This window comes from uncultured Pseudoalteromonas sp. (assembly GCF_963922945.1).
Taxonomy (GTDB): domain Bacteria; phylum Pseudomonadota; class Gammaproteobacteria; order Enterobacterales; family Alteromonadaceae; genus Pseudoalteromonas.
On sequence record NZ_CAWUKC010000042.1, the window covers coordinates 1 to 14,848 of the forward strand.

At 41.1% G+C, this 14,848-nt stretch carries 16 protein-coding genes; 11 read left to right on the forward strand and 5 right to left on the reverse strand.

Annotated elements, in window-relative coordinates:
- Positions 1-752, reverse strand: a 752-nt coding sequence (locus AABI99_RS10430) for an energy transducer TonB (protein WP_338365674.1), incomplete at its 3' end; no start/stop codon positions are given.
- 330 nt (positions 753-1,082) lie between these two features.
- On the opposite strand from AABI99_RS10430, the gene ribA reads away from it, so the two are divergent.
- From ribA to csrA, 6 genes are all read left to right on the forward strand, one after another.
- The gene (gene ribA / locus AABI99_RS10435) at positions 1,083-1,706 is read left to right on the forward strand and encodes a GTP cyclohydrolase II (protein WP_055016555.1); all 624 of its coding nucleotides are present in this window, start codon (positions 1,083-1,085) and stop codon (positions 1,704-1,706) included.
- A gap of 80 nt (positions 1,707-1,786) precedes the next feature.
- Positions 1,787-2,575 (forward strand): BPSS1780 family membrane protein, encoded by a 789-nt coding sequence (locus AABI99_RS10440; RefSeq protein WP_338365675.1) that lies wholly within the window; start codon positions 1,787-1,789, stop codon positions 2,573-2,575.
- Positions 2,575-3,027, forward strand: a complete 453-nt coding sequence (locus tag AABI99_RS10445) for a regulatory protein RecX (protein ID WP_055016553.1) — start codon at positions 2,575-2,577, stop codon at positions 3,025-3,027. Before AABI99_RS10440 ends, AABI99_RS10445 begins: the two co-directional genes overlap by 1 nt.
- 19 nt (positions 3,028-3,046) lie before the next feature.
- The gene (alaS, locus tag AABI99_RS10450; protein WP_338365676.1) at positions 3,047-5,647 is read left to right on the forward strand and encodes an alanine--tRNA ligase; all 2,601 of its coding nucleotides are present in this window, start codon (positions 3,047-3,049) and stop codon (positions 5,645-5,647) included.
- A 6-nt stretch (positions 5,648-5,653) separates the two neighbouring features.
- Positions 5,654-6,871: an aspartate kinase gene (locus AABI99_RS10455; protein ID WP_338365677.1), complete on the forward strand. Its 1,218-nt coding sequence runs from the start codon at positions 5,654-5,656 to the stop codon at positions 6,869-6,871.
- Positions 6,872-6,960: 89 nt separating this feature from the next.
- Complete coding sequence (csrA, locus tag AABI99_RS10460) at positions 6,961-7,152, forward strand: carbon storage regulator CsrA (protein WP_004587515.1); 192 nt, start codon at positions 6,961-6,963, stop codon at positions 7,150-7,152.
- A 50-nt stretch (positions 7,153-7,202) separates the two neighbouring features.
- On the opposite strand, the gene AABI99_RS10465 is transcribed toward csrA, so the two are convergent.
- The 3 genes from AABI99_RS10465 to AABI99_RS10475 form a co-directional block, all read right to left on the reverse strand.
- Positions 7,203-7,670 carry a YcxB family protein gene (locus AABI99_RS10465; protein WP_338365685.1) on the reverse strand — a complete coding sequence of 156 codons (468 nt, stop codon included), beginning with the start codon at positions 7,668-7,670 and terminating at the stop codon, positions 7,203-7,205.
- A gap of 158 nt (positions 7,671-7,828) precedes the next feature.
- Positions 7,829-8,020 carry a hypothetical protein gene (locus AABI99_RS10470; protein ID WP_338365687.1) on the reverse strand — a complete coding sequence of 64 codons (192 nt, stop codon included), beginning with the start codon at positions 8,018-8,020 and terminating at the stop codon, positions 7,829-7,831.
- Positions 8,021-8,071: 51 nt separating this feature from the next.
- Positions 8,072-8,245 carry a DUF1328 family protein gene (locus tag AABI99_RS10475; RefSeq protein ID WP_002961939.1) on the reverse strand — a complete coding sequence of 58 codons (174 nt, stop codon included), beginning with the start codon at positions 8,243-8,245 and terminating at the stop codon, positions 8,072-8,074.
- 530 nt (positions 8,246-8,775) lie between these two features.
- Here AABI99_RS10475 and AABI99_RS10480 point away from each other — a divergent pair.
- The 5 genes from AABI99_RS10480 to AABI99_RS10500 all read left to right on the forward strand — a co-directional run bounded on the left by AABI99_RS10480 (position 8,776) and on the right by AABI99_RS10500 (position 13,250).
- Positions 8,776-9,021, forward strand: a complete 246-nt coding sequence (locus AABI99_RS10480; protein ID WP_338365689.1) for an OadG family transporter subunit — start codon at positions 8,776-8,778, stop codon at positions 9,019-9,021.
- Between the two features lie 9 nt (positions 9,022-9,030).
- The gene (oadA, locus tag AABI99_RS10485; protein WP_338365690.1) at positions 9,031-10,809 is read left to right on the forward strand and encodes a sodium-extruding oxaloacetate decarboxylase subunit alpha; all 1,779 of its coding nucleotides are present in this window, start codon (positions 9,031-9,033) and stop codon (positions 10,807-10,809) included.
- Between the two features lie 11 nt (positions 10,810-10,820).
- Positions 10,821-11,951 (forward strand): sodium ion-translocating decarboxylase subunit beta, encoded by a 1,131-nt coding sequence (locus AABI99_RS10490; protein WP_338365691.1) that lies wholly within the window; start codon positions 10,821-10,823, stop codon positions 11,949-11,951.
- A 137-nt stretch (positions 11,952-12,088) separates the two neighbouring features.
- On the forward strand, positions 12,089-13,060 hold the full coding sequence (locus AABI99_RS10495; RefSeq protein WP_338365692.1) for an aldo/keto reductase: 972 nt from the start codon (positions 12,089-12,091) through the stop codon (positions 13,058-13,060).
- 13 nt (positions 13,061-13,073) lie between these two features.
- On the forward strand, positions 13,074-13,250 hold the full coding sequence (locus AABI99_RS10500) for a hypothetical protein (protein ID WP_338365694.1): 177 nt from the start codon (positions 13,074-13,076) through the stop codon (positions 13,248-13,250).
- Between the two features lie 75 nt (positions 13,251-13,325).
- On the opposite strand, the gene AABI99_RS10505 is transcribed toward AABI99_RS10500, so the two are convergent.
- Entirely contained in the window at positions 13,326-14,639 is a 1,314-nt protein-coding gene (locus AABI99_RS10505) for a peptidoglycan DD-metalloendopeptidase family protein (RefSeq protein ID WP_338365695.1), read from the reverse strand.
- Between the last annotated feature and the right edge of the window lie 209 nt (positions 14,640-14,848).

Genomic DNA, 14,848 nt, shown 5'->3' on the forward strand with positions numbered 1-14,848 from the left:
TTTGAGTGCGCAGTAAGCTCAGCGCTGTGATCAAAGCTTAAGTTGTTATCAAATACCGATACAACATGGTTTAGTCGTTCAATGGCTTCATTGTATTTTTTCTTACCTTGAGCAAAAGACGCCATTAAAAAGTCGGCTTTAATGCGCTCTACGGTGTTGTCGTCTAGGTTATTACGGTAGTAGTCATCGGCTTGGTTAAGCAGTGTTTTAGCTTTATGGTATTTTTTATGAGCAAATTTTTTGGCTAGCAGCGAGGCTGCTTCAAACTGCATGTCGGCAACAAATTTAGGGTTGTTTTGTGTTTTAGCAATCTCAATTACACGGTCGTAATCGTTATCGGCTTGATAGGCCGAGCTGGTGTTTTCAGCCTTACCTATTAAGGCATCGATTGTTTCTATTGCATTTTTACCGTGGTTATTTGCCAGTATTGAATAGGCTTGCGAGTACAGCTCGTAACGCATTTCGGTTACGTTTTTTTTGCTGCTTATTGTGCGTGGCGCTCTAATTGCTTTGGCATAATTAATAGCAAGACTTGCGGTGTTATCGCTTTTGTCACCATAAAACGTAAGCCCTGTCGTGTAGGCACGTTTAGCGGCTTGCTCTATATTTTCATCTTTTTTTACAGCCGTTAAATAACTTTGGTATGCATCAGAAAAGGCGGCTTTATCATCGCTAATTTGGCTTGCTTTGCTCTGGCCTGAAAAAGCCGTTAAGGTTAATCCTATCATTAAGGCGAGGTGTTGTGCTTTCATAACAATCCCTATTAGTGTTCAATCTAGAAACAAAATACCACAAATGAGAATGGTAGTCATTATTGTCTACGCGCTTTGCTTTTATATTAATATGCTCAAAACACAATTGCTTTGTTAAATTTAAAATAGCAAAGCAGAGTTTGATTGTCTGCTTTTTAGGTAATTGCAGTCGCTGTTCAAGGCTGTACTTTTATTACGAGTAAATATTGAAAACAGTGGCTGCCGTCGCCATATATTTGCCATAAATTATGTTGTACTACGATCTAAATTTAAACGTTTGTGATATTATCACCTCATGGTGTCGTAGTTATTTAATTATTTGGATTTGTCGTGGCGCAAGTAAGAGCAAGAGCCCAGCTAAATGTTGGCAAAAATAGTGATATTCCCGCAGAAATAGTGTCTTTTAGTGGCTTAAAAGACGGCCAAGAACACGTTGCATTTGTATTTAACAATGCCGACTCACAGCAGTCTGTGCCGCTTATTCGCATGCACTCTGAATGTTTAACCGGTGATGTGTTTCATTCATCGCGTTGCGATTGCGGCGAGCAGCTAAATGAGTGTATTGAAATGATGCACGAACAAGGCGGCGTGTTATTGTATTTGCGCCAAGAAGGCCGTGGCATTGGTTTATATAATAAAATTGACGCTTACGTACTGCAATCACAAGGTATGAACACCTACGAGGCTAACAATCACTTAGGCTTTGCCGATGACTTACGTGATTTTTCGGATGCGGTATTAATGCTTAACGCACTTAATTTAAACCACGTTAAATTAATGACCAATAACCCTAAAAAGCTTAATGCACTAAAAGATGCCGGCATTGAAGTAGACACGGTTATTGGCACCCATGCGCACATTAAAGCAGGCCTTACAGGTAACAAAGCGTACCTAGAAACCAAAATTAAACACGGCGCGCATATGTTAGATATTAAAAAAATTAAAAAACCTTAACTATTTAATCATGTAGTGTCTGTTAATCCCCCCTCACGCCAAGTTATACTTGGCGTGTTTTGTTTAATCTAAGAGCCAGTATGTCTAACGAATTACGAATTTTTAAAGCCGATGCCGGACTAAAGTGGTTTAAAGCCGGTTGGCATATTTTTAAAACCCAGCCGTTTACCTTTGTAGTTATGCATTTATTAATAGGCATAGTAGGCATACTGTCGTTATTTTTACCTTTGCTTCAAGTGGTTGCAGCCCTTGCTACGCCATTTTTAACAGCCGGGTTTTACCAAGCGGTGCTTACTAAGCAGCAGGGCGGTAAAATTATGCTAGCCGACATACTTAAACCTTTTAGCGCAAAAGGAAACCGTTTAGGGCTACTACGTTTAGCGCTTTACCAAATGGGTGCGGGTATTTTAATGGCGTTACTCGCTAATGGCTTATTTGCTGACGCTGTGGCTATTATGAGTCAAGAAGGGCTTGATCCTAATGTTGCGCTTGAGCAAACTTTAAATAGTATTTCGGGGGCGAGTGTTGTGCTGTTTATCGTCGCAATGGCGGTGTATTTAATGGCATTTGCTTACGCGGTACCGCTTATATACTTTAGTAAAGAAAAACGTATTTTAACGGCGCTTAAAAACTCATTATTGGTTTTTTACCATAACTTATTTGCTCTCAGTGTGTTTGGCATTATTTGTGCGTTATTTATGGCGCTTTCTATGTTCTTATCGTTCTTACCGCTGTTGATTTTAATGCCAATTTGCTACATTAGCTTTTTTGTATCTTATCAGGCTATTTTTATGCCAGTTGTACCGCCAAGTGACGACAGTAACATTAAGCCTCTTAGCAGTGAACAAAGCGGGCGTTTTGATGCTTAATGGATGATAAGCTAAAACAAAAACTAAAAAACTATGTACTGTGGTTACTTGGGCGCCAAGAGTATTCGCGCCGTGAGTTAACCTTTAAGCTTCAACAAAAAGAAGCCAGCGATGAGTTTATAGAAACCCTGCTTAATTGGTGTGAAGAGCACAATTTTATTAACGAGCAGCGCTATTGCGAAGGGTTTGTTAGAAAACACATTTTTAAAGGCCATGGCTTAAAGCGCATTCAAAGCGAAGCCATAGGCAAAGGGATTGACCGCTCACTACTTGAAAGAGTAGTAGAGGAGCTCGAAATAGACTGGTTTGAGCTTGCGCAGGAAGCGTACAATAAAAAGTATTCCACTACACCGGCAAACCTCGAGTATAAAGATAAGGCCAAGCGCGTGCGCTACTTAATGTACCGAGGATTTAGCTACGATGAAATTGATTTTGCAATGCAAGCACAGTAAATACAGGTGAGATTTTCACATGCAGCACATGACTACGGCACAACTTAGGCAACAGTTTTTAGACTTTTTTGCCAGCAAACAGCACCAAATTGTCCAATCGGCTTCACTTATTCCGGGTAACGATGCCACGTTGTTATTTAATAATGCGGGTATGGTTCCTTTTAAGGATGTGTTTTTAGGCGCAGAGACTCGCCCTTACACGCGTGCTACAAGTGCACAGCGTTGTGTGCGTGCTGGTGGTAAACATAACGATTTAGAAAACGTAGGTTACACAGCGCGTCACCATACATTTTTTGAAATGCTAGGTAACTTTAGTTTTGGCGATTACTTTAAACAAGACGCTATTAAGTTTGCGTGGGAGTTTTTAACTGAAGTAGTTAAATTACCACAAGAAAAACTACTGGTTACTATTTACCACGACGATGAAGATGCATTTGGTTTTTGGCATAACGACATTGGCCTAAGCGAAGATCGTATTATTCGTATTGCTACCTCAGATAACTTTTGGTCAATGGGTGATACTGGCCCGTGTGGCCCATGTTCTGAAATATTTTACGATCACGGTGAGCATATTTGGGGTGGTCCTCCGGGCTCGCCTGAAGAAGATGGCGACCGCTTTATCGAAATTTGGAACTTGGTATTTATGCAATACAACCGTCAAAGCGACGGTACTATGGAGCCATTACCTAAACAATCTGTTGATACAGGTATGGGCCTTGAGCGTATTGCAGCCATTTTACAAGGCGTGCACTCAAACTACGAAATCGACTTGTTCCAAGGCTTAATTGCCGCTGCTGCAAGTGTAACTAATGCCCAAGACATGGACGATAAATCGCTTCGTGTAGTGGCGGATCATATTCGCTCATGTGCATTTTTAATCTCAGACGGTGTTATGCCATCTAACGAAGGTCGTGGTTATGTATTGCGTCGTATTATTCGCCGTGCGGTACGTCATGGTAACAAGCTAGGCGCTCAAGGCGCGTTTTTCTACAAATTAGTTGCAGCGCTTATTGATCAAATGGGTCAAGCGTACCCTGAACTTGCAAAGCAGCAAGAAATTATCGAAAAAGTACTGCGCATTGAAGAAGAGCAATTTGGCAAAACTCTTGAGCGTGGCTTAGCTATTTTAGAAGAGAGCCTAAGCGAACTTAAAGGCGACATGATCCCTGGCGATTTAGTATTTAAACTATACGACACCTACGGCTTTCCTGCGGATTTAACAGCCGATGTAGCTCGTGAGCGCCAAATGACGATTGATCATGCAGGTTTTGAAGAGTGCATGGCTGTACAGCGCAAAACGGCGCAGCAAGCGGGTAAATTTGGTGCTGATTACAACGAGCAATTAAAGTCAGAAAAACACACTGAGTTTAAAGGCTACGACAGCACGCATCACAGCGCGACCGTCGTAGAAGTATTTGCAAATGGTGAGTCGGTTTCTATTTTAGAAGACGGCCAACAAGGCATTGTTGTGCTTAACCATACGCCATTTTATGCAGAGTCTGGTGGTCAAACAGGTGATACCGGTACCATTACTGTTGCTGGTGGCGAGTTTAGCGTGACTAACACGACTAAACTGGGTAATGCGTTTGCACACCACGGTAGCGTACAAGGGCGCATTGCGGTTAACGATAAAGTAGATGCCACTATTGATGATGCACGCCGTGAACGCATCAAGAAAAACCATACAGCTACGCATATTTTACACGAAGCACTGCGCCAATTATTAGGTGAGCACGTAACCCAAAAAGGCTCGCTGGTTGAGCCTGATCGTTTACGTTTTGACTTCTCGCACTTTGAAGCGGTAACTAAAGAAGAGCTACGTGAAATTGAGCGTGTAGTTAATGATGAAATTCGTCGCAACTTTGCTCTAAGCACTGAGCTTATGGCCATCGATGATGCAAAAGCTAAAGGCGCAATGGCGCTGTTTGGCGAAAAGTACGACGATGAAGTACGCGTAGTCACCATTGGTGATTACTCAATTGAGCTGTGTGGTGGTACACACGTAGAGCGTGCCGGTGATATTGGTTTATTCAAAATTGTATCTGAAAGTGGTATAGCAGCAGGTGTACGCCGTATTGAAGCAGTTACAGGTGCAGATGCAGTTGCGTTTGTAAGTGAGCAAGAAAAACAGCTAAATGATGTAGCAGCGCTGGTTAAAGGTGATAGCGCATCAGTACTTGAAAAAGTAACTGCGCTGCTTGAAAAGTCAAAAGGCCTTGAAAAGCAAATTGCTCAGCTTAACGATAAACTAGCGAGCGCAGCAGGCGCGTCTTTACTTGATACTATTGTAGAGATCAATGGCGTTAAGCTACTTGTGGCAAACGTTGAAGGGACTGAGTCTAAAGCGCTTCGTGGTATGGTTGATGACCTTAAAAACAAGATTGGCTCTGGCATTATTGCACTAGGGGTTGCCAGCGGCGAAAAAGTGAGCCTAATTGCCGGTGTAACAAAAGATTTAACGGGCAAAGTTAAAGCCGGTGAGCTTGTTAACCACATGGCAGGCCAAGTAGGCGGTAAAGGGGGCGGTCGCCCTGATATGGCGCAAGCGGGTGGGTCACAGCCTGAAAACCTAAACGCTGCGCTTGAAAGCGTAACTGCTTGGGTAAGTGAGAAAGTTTAAGCTTACGTGGCACTCATTGTCCAAAAATATGGCGGCACTTCGGTTGGCTCTATTGAGCGAATAGAAGCGGTCGCCGACCTTGTTGTTAAAACTAAGCAGCAAGGTCATCAAGTGGTTGTGGTTCTCTCGGCTATGTCGGGCGAAACCAACCGCTTAATTAACCTCGCCAAACAAATAGATACTCGTCCGAGTAGCCGAGAATTAGACGTACTTATTAGCACAGGTGAGCAGGTTTCTATTTCGCTCCTTGCTATGGCTATTGTAAAACGTGGCCACTCTGCTGTGAGCTTACTTGCCGACCAAGTAAATATTCAAACCGATAATATGTTTGGTAAAGCTCGCATTGAAGAGGTTGCTGCAACGCGTTTAAGGCACGAGCTTGAGCATAACCGCATTGCGATTATTGCCGGTTTTCAGGGGCGCGATGTAGAGGGCAACATTACTACTCTTGGGCGTGGTGGTACCGATACCTCTGCAGTAGAAATAGCCGCGGCGATAAAAGCCGACGAATGTCAGATCTATACCGACGTTAATGGCGTATACGCTACTGATCCTCGTATTGAACCAAATGCACAGCGAATGCATCATGTAACCTTTGCAGAAATGTTAGAGTTGGCTAGCTTAGGTGCAAAAGTATTGCATATTCGCTCTGTAGAAGCCGCTGGCAAACATAAAATGCCGTTACGGGTGCTTTCGAGTTTTGAGCCCGATGAAGGAACGCTAATAAGTTTTGAGGAGAACGATATGCCAACTAAGGTTGTGTCGGGGATTGCGTTTAATCGAGACGAATGCTTGATAAAGGTACATGGCGTACCATACAGTGTTCATTCTCTTACAAAAATTTTGAAACTTTTTGCGGAAAATGGCATCGAAATAGATATGATTAGTCAAGTTAATCATAACTTTGAAAAAATCGACTATGCTTTTACTGTGCATGCAAATGACTATTTGCAAACACATGATTTACTTACTGAGCAGCAGGTAAATTTGCAGGCTGATAGCATCTCTAGTGATACAACCGTTGCGAAAGTGTCGGCTGTTGGCATAGGAATGAAGTCTCACAGCGGTGTAGCGCATCGATTTTTTGATGTTTTGACGCAAGAAAACATACATATAGCTTTAGTATCGACGTCAGAAATCAAAATATCCGTTTTAATTGACGAAAAGTATTTAGAGCTAGCAGTAAGAGCGTTACATTCAGAATTTTTAACAGAAAATGAATAGTTTGTGAGTTTTCACTTACTTTTCAATCGATTTTTCATTAAAATGGTCAAGCGGAATCTTATAATTTATTGGAACATGGGAGCAAGAGAATGCTAATACTAACTCGTAGAGTAGGTGAAACCCTGATGATTGGTGACGAAGTAACTGTTACTGTATTGGGCGTTAAAGGAAATCAAGTTCGAATTGGTGTTAACGCACCAAAGGACGTTTCAGTGCATCGTGAAGAGATTTACATGCGTATACAAGCTGAAAAGTCTAACCCAAATCCGGGCAATGCTTAATCAACACGTATACTTAGCTGAGTAATGCACCTAGCTATACTAAAAGCCACTCACTGAGTGGCTTTTTTGTTTATAAAATCACGCATATCATCGGTTAATACACTGCTGGAAATATATTGCAGACCCTTATTGTGTTGCACTAAATAGCCACGGTTGGTTTTAATAATTTGCGTGATATTAGCCCATTCGAAAGTATGGCTTTTATAATGATTTTTGGTGCAAATCGCCTCGTCGGTAAACGAAAGGGTAACGGTTGAGCCCGAAGCGCGGCTAAGCATTTGGCGTGTAACCCACCAAGGCCTGCGGTAATAAAAGGCAACGCACTCTAATACACCCAGCATTATTAAAAATGACCCTAGGTAGTGATCGTCCATCGCGTAAATACTAATTAAACCTAAGCACACCAGTAATGCCAATAAAAAGTATTTTGGCTTTGCTGCTTTATTGTATGAGTGGGACTCGTCAAAGCATTCATAGTAGTAGGGTTTATCAAGTGTGTAAGTGGTGGTGAGTGCCATAATTGCTATTAAGTAATGGTTTTTGCTATTTTAACAAGCTAGCGTATAAATCACACCCGTTAATGTAGGCTATGCATTATAAGAGTTAGAAGCTGCTTTTTTATTAGCGCACAAAAAAACGGCTTATAATAAGCCGCCTTTTTACGTTTTTAAGAAGATTAACAGTTAGTTTCTTCTGCGTTTACGCCTTCTTTTACATTTTCACAGGCATCTTCTACTGAGTTTTGCACATCAGTTACTGCTTCATCAATACGCTCACCGGCTTCTTCTGCGTGGTTGTCTTCACAGCCCATCATAAATAAACCTGCAAATATTGCGACGAGTGCTGCTTTTAAAGTTGTTGAGTTCATAATGTAATTCCTTGTAAATATTAATTGATTAGTGTTTTAAGCTATTAGCCACTACCTGGGCGATTTACCGCGCAGTGCACCTGAAACTAAAGAAATCACTAAAAGTACTAAAAAGATAAAGAATATGATTTTTGCTATACCAGCTGCGGCACCTGCGATACCACCAAAACCTAACACTGCAGCGATTAAAGCAATAACTAAAAATGTAATTGTCCAGCGTAACATTGTTTTCTCCTTGGTTATTAAATTCGTTCGAAAGTAATAATGCCAGTTGCGTGCCAGAATATATTTATATTAATTATCAGTTGCTTATGCGTTTTTAAGTGCAGCGCGTAAATCTATAGAAGGTAAGTTTTACGTTTAACGATGTAACTTATTCACACTATTGTAAATTTTGTGAAACGTAAATGATTACTACAAATGCGAACTTTCTTACTTTTGGTAAGACCAATTTACATTGATTTGATTTTTAAAGTTAAAAGCGTTTATTACAGCCATGTAATTAGCGAGTTTTGCTGGGTTTTAACTTTTAACATATAACGACTGCCTATAACCGCTATTTTTAACATCTATAAAGCCACACGTTCGAGGTAATTATAGCTATGTTAACCATTTTGGTTATATGTTATTTTAATTTTAATTGGTTTTACCAATTGACAGGTGGTGGACAAAGTTAAAAGTTTTGTTATCATTTGGTGAATAATTATTTAAATAAAGCGGTTTTTTATATCGCTGGATAGTTTGAGGGGAGAAAAATGGATATAGGGGCTGTACTCACAACCGCAGGTAGCTTGATGCTTACGGGCATGGTGGGTGTGTTTGTATTTCTTTCAATCTTGATCGGTGCTGTGTCACTCATGTCTAACTTGGTTGCTCGTTTTGACGAGGCTGAAGTTGCAACACTGATTAAATCACCATCTTTAAAATCTCAAGGTGTGCCAAGTGAGCACATCGCTGCTATTAGTGCTGCCATTGCTCAGTACAAATCAAATAATAAATAAGAGGCACACATGGCTAAATTAAAATTAACAGAACTTGTTTTACGCGATGCTCATCAGTCACTACTTGCAACCCGTATGCGCTTAGATGACATGCTACCTATTGCTAGCAAACTTGATGATGCTGGTTATTGGTCTATTGAGTCGTGGGGCGGCGCGACGTTTGACTCGTGTATTCGTTATTTAGGTGAAGATCCGTGGGAGCGTATTCGTGCTCTTAAAAAAGCAATGCCAAACACTAAACAGCAAATGCTGTTACGCGGCCAAAATTTATTGGGTTACCGCCACTATGCCGATGACGTGGTAGAAAAGTTTGTAGAGCGAGCTCACAAAAATGGCGTAGATGTATTTCGTATTTTTGATGCCATGAACGATGTTCGTAATTTAGAAACTGCTATTAAAGCAGCGGTTAAAGTAGGTGCTCACGCGCAAGGGACTATTTCTTATACAGTAAGCCCAGTGCATACACTTGATATGTGGTTAACCCTTGCTAAACAGCTAGAAGATTTAGGTTGTCACTCTATTTGTATTAAAGATATGGCGGGCTTACTAAAACCTTACGACGCAGAGCAGCTAATTAAAGGGTTAAAAGAAACCGTCTCTATCCCTATTGCTATGCAGTGTCATGCAACCACGGGCTTAAGTACAGCGACATATCAAAAAGCCATAGATGCAGGTATTGATATGCTTGATACCGCTATCTCTTCAATGAGTATGACTTACGGTCACTCAGCTACAGAAACTATTGTAGCGATTGTTGAGGGCACAGCTCGCGATACCGAACTTGATTTAAACCAGCTAGAAGAAATAGCGGCTTATTTTAGAGATGTACGTAAAAAATATGCGGCCTTTGAGGGAAGCCTTAAAGGTGTTGATGGCCGTATTTTACTCGCGCAGGTGCCAGGTGGCATGTTAACCAACATGGAAAACCAACTTAAAGAGCAAGGTGCAGCAGATAAGCTAAATGAAGTATTACTTGAAATTCCGCGCGTACGTGAAGACCTAGGTTATATTCCGCTTGTGACTCCAACATCGCAAATTGTAGGCACACAAGCGGTGTTAAATGTGCTTACGGGTGAGCGTTATAAAACAATTACCAAAGAAACTGTTGGTGTTTTAAAAGGTGAGTACGGCTTAACACCCGCACCTATGAACAAAGAGCTGCAAGAGCGAGTGCTGGATGGTCAAGAGGTCATTACGTGTCGCCCTGCTGATAACATAGCCCCAGAGCTTGCATCGCTTGAAGCTGAACTACAAAAAGAAGCGCAAGAGCAGGGTTTAACGCTTGCTGATGAGCAAATTGATGATGTACTAACTTATGCGTTATTCCCACAAGTTGGTCTTAAATTTATTAAAAACCGTAACAACCCCGATGCCTTTGAAGCTGTACCAAGTGTTGATGATTCAAAGTCTAAACCTGCTACAAAACCTGCAGATAACAAAGGTGTTAACGCTGAACAATACAGCGTGAAAGTAGACGGTAAAGTTTACGATGTTGTTGTAGCGCAAGGTGGTGAGCTTAAAGAGGTTGTGCTTAAAGATTCCGAGCATTTACCACAATCAGCATCGGTTGCATCAGGCGAAACATTAAACGCGCCACTGGCTGGTAATATTTTTAAGGTAAAAGTAAAAGCAGGCCAAGCCGTAAACGAAGGTGATGTGGTTGTAATTATGGAAGCGATGAAAATGGAAACCGAGGTCCGTGCAATGCACTCAGGTACTGTGGCTGAGGTCTTAGTATCTGAAGGCGATGCTGTGGCAACGGGCGATGCAATTATAGCGATGGCGTAGGAGTAGCTTTAATGGAAGGTCTTTTAAACCTTTGGCATGCGACCGGCATTGCTAACTTTACGTTTCCTGGCTTGGTAATGATTGCAGTAGGGTGTTTGTTACTGTTTTTAGCTATTTCTAAAAATTTTGAGCCACTACTTTTATTGCCAATAGGCTTTGGCGCGATATTAACTAATATTCCTGTTGCAGGGCTATCAGAGCCTAGTGGGCTTTTGTACTCAGTTTACTATGTGGGTATTGATACCGGTATTTTTCCATTATTAATATTTATGGGGGTTGGCGCACTAACCGACTTTAGTGCGCTAATAGCAAACCCACGCATGTTATTACTAGGGGCTGCGGCTCAGTTTGGTATTTTTGCGACTTTATTTGGCGCAATTTTACTTAATTTCATTCCAGGTTTTGAGTTTACGCTTCAAGATGCATCGGCTATTGCGATTATTGGTGGTGCTGATGGCCCAACGGCGATATTTTTAGCATCAAAGCTTGCTCCTAATTTGCTAGGTGCAATAGCAGTAGCGGCATATTCATATATGGCACTTGTGCCAATTATTCAGCCACCCATTATGCGAGCACTCACAACGCCAGAAGAGCGCCAAATTAAAATGCCAGAGCTACGTAAAGTATCTAAAAAGGAAAAAATTATTTTTCCACTTATGGTGCTTACTGCAACAGCCATGTTTTTACCAGCAGCAATACCGCTAGTAGGTATGTTTTGTTTGGGTAATTTAATGCGTGAATCGGGGGTTGTAGATAGGTTGAGTAACAGTGCCCAAAACGAAATTATTAATATAACGACTATATTTTTAGGGCTGGCAGTGGGCTCTAAGCTTGCTGCAGATGACTTTTTAACAGTAGAAACTATTGGCATTTTAGTACTCGGTGCACTGGCTTTTGGTATTGGTACAGCATCGGGTGTGTTTATGGCTAAAGGCCTTAACAAGCTTTCTAAAACACCTATTAACCCTTTAATTGGTGCTGCGGGTGTATCGGCAGTACCGATGGCGGCGCGTGTTGTAAATAAAGTTGGGCTTGAGAATAACCCACATAACTTTTTACTTATGCATGCGATGGGGCCAAACGTAGCTGGAGTATTAGGTAGCGCAGTAGCCGCGGGTATATTACTTGCGCTTGTTGGCTAGTGTTAAGGTTTAATCCAACCGATTAGCGCAGTTTACTGCGCTTTTTTTATGCCTGTAAACCAGTGCATATTAAAGTTTGTTTGCAACCGTATTTTTGTTTACAGTGATGCTTCTGCACACTAATAAGGATAGTAACCATGCTTCACACCCCTTTGGCAAAATATTTACCACACGTTAGTAGGCTTGTTTTTGGCTGTATGGGCCTAGGCGGCGGTTGGAATAAAGACGCCATTACTAAAGAGCATTTAAAGCAAACTCACGAGTGTATTGATGCGGCCATAGCTGGCGGTATTAATTTTTTTGATCACGCCGATATTTATACTTTTGGTAAAGCCGAGCAAGTGTTTGGCCAAGCACTTGGTGAGCGACCAGAGCTGCGTGAACACATGTATATTCAATCTAAATGCGGTATACGTTTTGAAGATGATAAAGGCCCTAAACGTTATGACTTTTCAGCTAAGTGGATAGAGGAATCAGTGGAGGGATCACTTAAACGTTTAAACACTGATTACCTAGACGTGCTTATGCTTCACCGCCCTGATCCACTTATGGAAGTTGAAGAAATAGCCCAAGTATTTAGCTGCCTACAAGAAAGCGGCAAGGTGCGTAACTTTGCTGTATCAAACATGCAACAGCACCAAATGAACTTTTTACAACATGCCCTCGATATGCCTATTGTAGCTAACCAAATTGAAGCGAGTTTACAAAAACATCAATTTGTAGATGAAGGTGTATATGCAGGGAATGCCGATGGTAAAGATCTTAATTTTACACCGGGCAGTATCGAGTATTGCCGCCACTTTGATATTCAAATACAAAGCTGGGGGAGTTTATGCCAAGGGCTATATACGGGTGGCGATTTAACTAATGCATCGCAAGCCGATATTAACACCAGCATTTTAGTGAATAAACTTGCAGCACTTTACGATACAACGCCTGAGGCAATTGTATTGGCTTGGCTATTACGTCATCCTGCATTGATACAGCCTATTATTGGCACAACAAATGTTGAGCGTATTAAAGCCTCGTGCGATGCGCTAAATGTGCAGTTGAGCCGTGAGCATTGGTATGCATTGTATGTAAGTGCCAAAGGCCATGAGTTACCATAAATAAGGTTTAGGAATGAATATATTTGTTATTTTAATTGGCTTGTTTATCGCGCTTGCAGTGCTTATCCCGCTACTTGAAAAATACCAAGGTAAAATGGGGTTGGATAGTGCCACTAAATACAGCAAGTATATTTGGCCGTTGGTTATGGTTTCTTTAGTCGTACAGCTTATCTATGTATTAATGAATTAAAATAGTTTCCAAAACACAAAAAAGCCTTTGCAGGTTAATCCTGCAAAGGCTTTGTTATTATCTATAACTTATACGTTACTTAAGTGCTAGCTGTAGTTCGCGATTGCGTTCAAGCTGTGCAATAAAGTTTTCAGCTATAGGTTTAAACTTAGCAAGTTCAGAGCGTGGTAATGGCTCAGACTTAGGTAACTTAACGGTTTTAGGGTTACGGTGAACACCGTTTACTAAAAATTCGTAGTGTAAGTGTGCGCCTGTTACACGGCCAGTAGAGCCCACAGTACCAATTTTGTCACCTTGCTTAACCTTTTGGCCTGTTTTAACCAGCTTTTTGTTAAGGTGTAAGTACTTAGTTACATACTGCGTACCATGGCTAATAAATACATAGTTACCATTGTACTTACTGTAACCTGCTTTTATAACTTTACCGTTACCCGAAGCTACAACCGGTGTGCCTGTACGTGCTGCGTAATCAATACCTCGGTGTGCTTTAATTTGCCCTGTAACAGGGTGCAAGCGACGTGGATTAAAGCTCGAGCTAATATATTTAAAGTTAACCGGTGCACGTAAAAATGCTTTTTTCATGCTACGGCCTTCAGGCGTATAAAAGCTTCCGTCAGTATGGCGAATAGCTGTATAACGCTGACCTTGGTTTATAAATTCTGCAGCAATAATTTTGCCTGTACCAATAAACTCGCCATCCACATAATGTGATTCGTAAATTAACCCAAACTGATCGCCTTTGCGAATATCGTTGGCAAAATCCACATCCCAACCAAATATATCAGCAAAGTTCATTATTTGGCGCTCACTTAAGCCTGCGGCAATTGCAGAGGTCCAAAAGCTGCTAGAAATTTCGCCGCCAGCAGTTTTGCTTAAGGTTTCTATTTCTTTGCTATCGATTGAGGTGTCGTAGTTACCTTCGTCATTTAAGGTAACGAACAAAGTATCGGTTTTTGAAATAACATAACGAAGCTGCGCTAAGTCACCGTTTTCTGCTGTTGCAAAACTGAGTATTTCACCTGGGTGGATTTTAGTTAATTTGCGTGTTTCTGCATTGGTATTAATTAACTTGTGAAGCGTTTGCGCTGAAAAACCAGCACGCTTAAAGATTTTTGCTAAATTATCGCCATTTTTAACTTTATGATCGACTAAGTCGTATTCTGGCAGCTTTTCTGCTGCTTCTGGCGAATTTAATTCAGTTAATTTTTCGTTGTCTTCAACTTTAACTTGTAACTCGTAACGCTTACCAATTTCTAGTGCATTTGCACTATTGTCTTTGGATGCAGTCGCTTTTTCTGAAGGAAGAAAGGCTAAGCCAACAATAGCAGAAACCAAACCAAGAATAAGCAATTTGTGTTTTTTGGGAAGCGTGTTAACCACGTGAACCATAACGTGCCTTTTCTGCTGTCGTGAAAATAAAAGGGATATTAATGCAGGATATACGTAATAATGTACGAATACTAGTAAATAAAGCTAAAAGCCCTGCAAATATTAGTAAAATGACAATTTTTTGTTGTTTTAGTTTATCGATTTAATCTGATTCTAAAGTACGTTAAAATCGGCGTTTAAAGAGCATTTCTAATTGCCTAGCACAGTCA

Coding starts and splice junctions, on each gene's coding strand:
- alaS (WP_338365676.1), top strand. CDS start 3,047: ATGCAGCACATGACTACGGCACAACTTAGGCAACAGTTTTTAGACTTT.
- AABI99_RS10465 (WP_338365685.1), bottom strand. CDS start 7,670: ATGGCACTCACCACCACTTACACACTTGATAAACCCTACTACTATGAA.
- AABI99_RS10500 (WP_338365694.1), top strand. CDS start 13,074: ATGAATATATTTGTTATTTTAATTGGCTTGTTTATCGCGCTTGCAGTG.
- AABI99_RS10505 (WP_338365695.1), bottom strand. CDS start 14,639: ATGGTTCACGTGGTTAACACGCTTCCCAAAAAACACAAATTGCTTATT.
- AABI99_RS10440 (WP_338365675.1), top strand. CDS start 1,787: ATGTCTAACGAATTACGAATTTTTAAAGCCGATGCCGGACTAAAGTGG.
- AABI99_RS10470 (WP_338365687.1), bottom strand. CDS start 8,020: ATGAACTCAACAACTTTAAAAGCAGCACTCGTCGCAATATTTGCAGGT.
- AABI99_RS10490 (WP_338365691.1), top strand. CDS start 10,821: ATGGAAGGTCTTTTAAACCTTTGGCATGCGACCGGCATTGCTAACTTT.
- AABI99_RS10445 (WP_055016553.1), top strand. CDS start 2,575: ATGGATGATAAGCTAAAACAAAAACTAAAAAACTATGTACTGTGGTTA.
- AABI99_RS10495 (WP_338365692.1), top strand. CDS start 12,089: ATGCTTCACACCCCTTTGGCAAAATATTTACCACACGTTAGTAGGCTT.
- AABI99_RS10475 (WP_002961939.1), bottom strand. CDS start 8,245: ATGTTACGCTGGACAATTACATTTTTAGTTATTGCTTTAATCGCTGCA.
- oadA (WP_338365690.1), top strand. CDS start 9,031: ATGGCTAAATTAAAATTAACAGAACTTGTTTTACGCGATGCTCATCAG.
- AABI99_RS10480 (WP_338365689.1), top strand. CDS start 8,776: ATGGATATAGGGGCTGTACTCACAACCGCAGGTAGCTTGATGCTTACG.
- csrA (WP_004587515.1), top strand. CDS start 6,961: ATGCTAATACTAACTCGTAGAGTAGGTGAAACCCTGATGATTGGTGAC.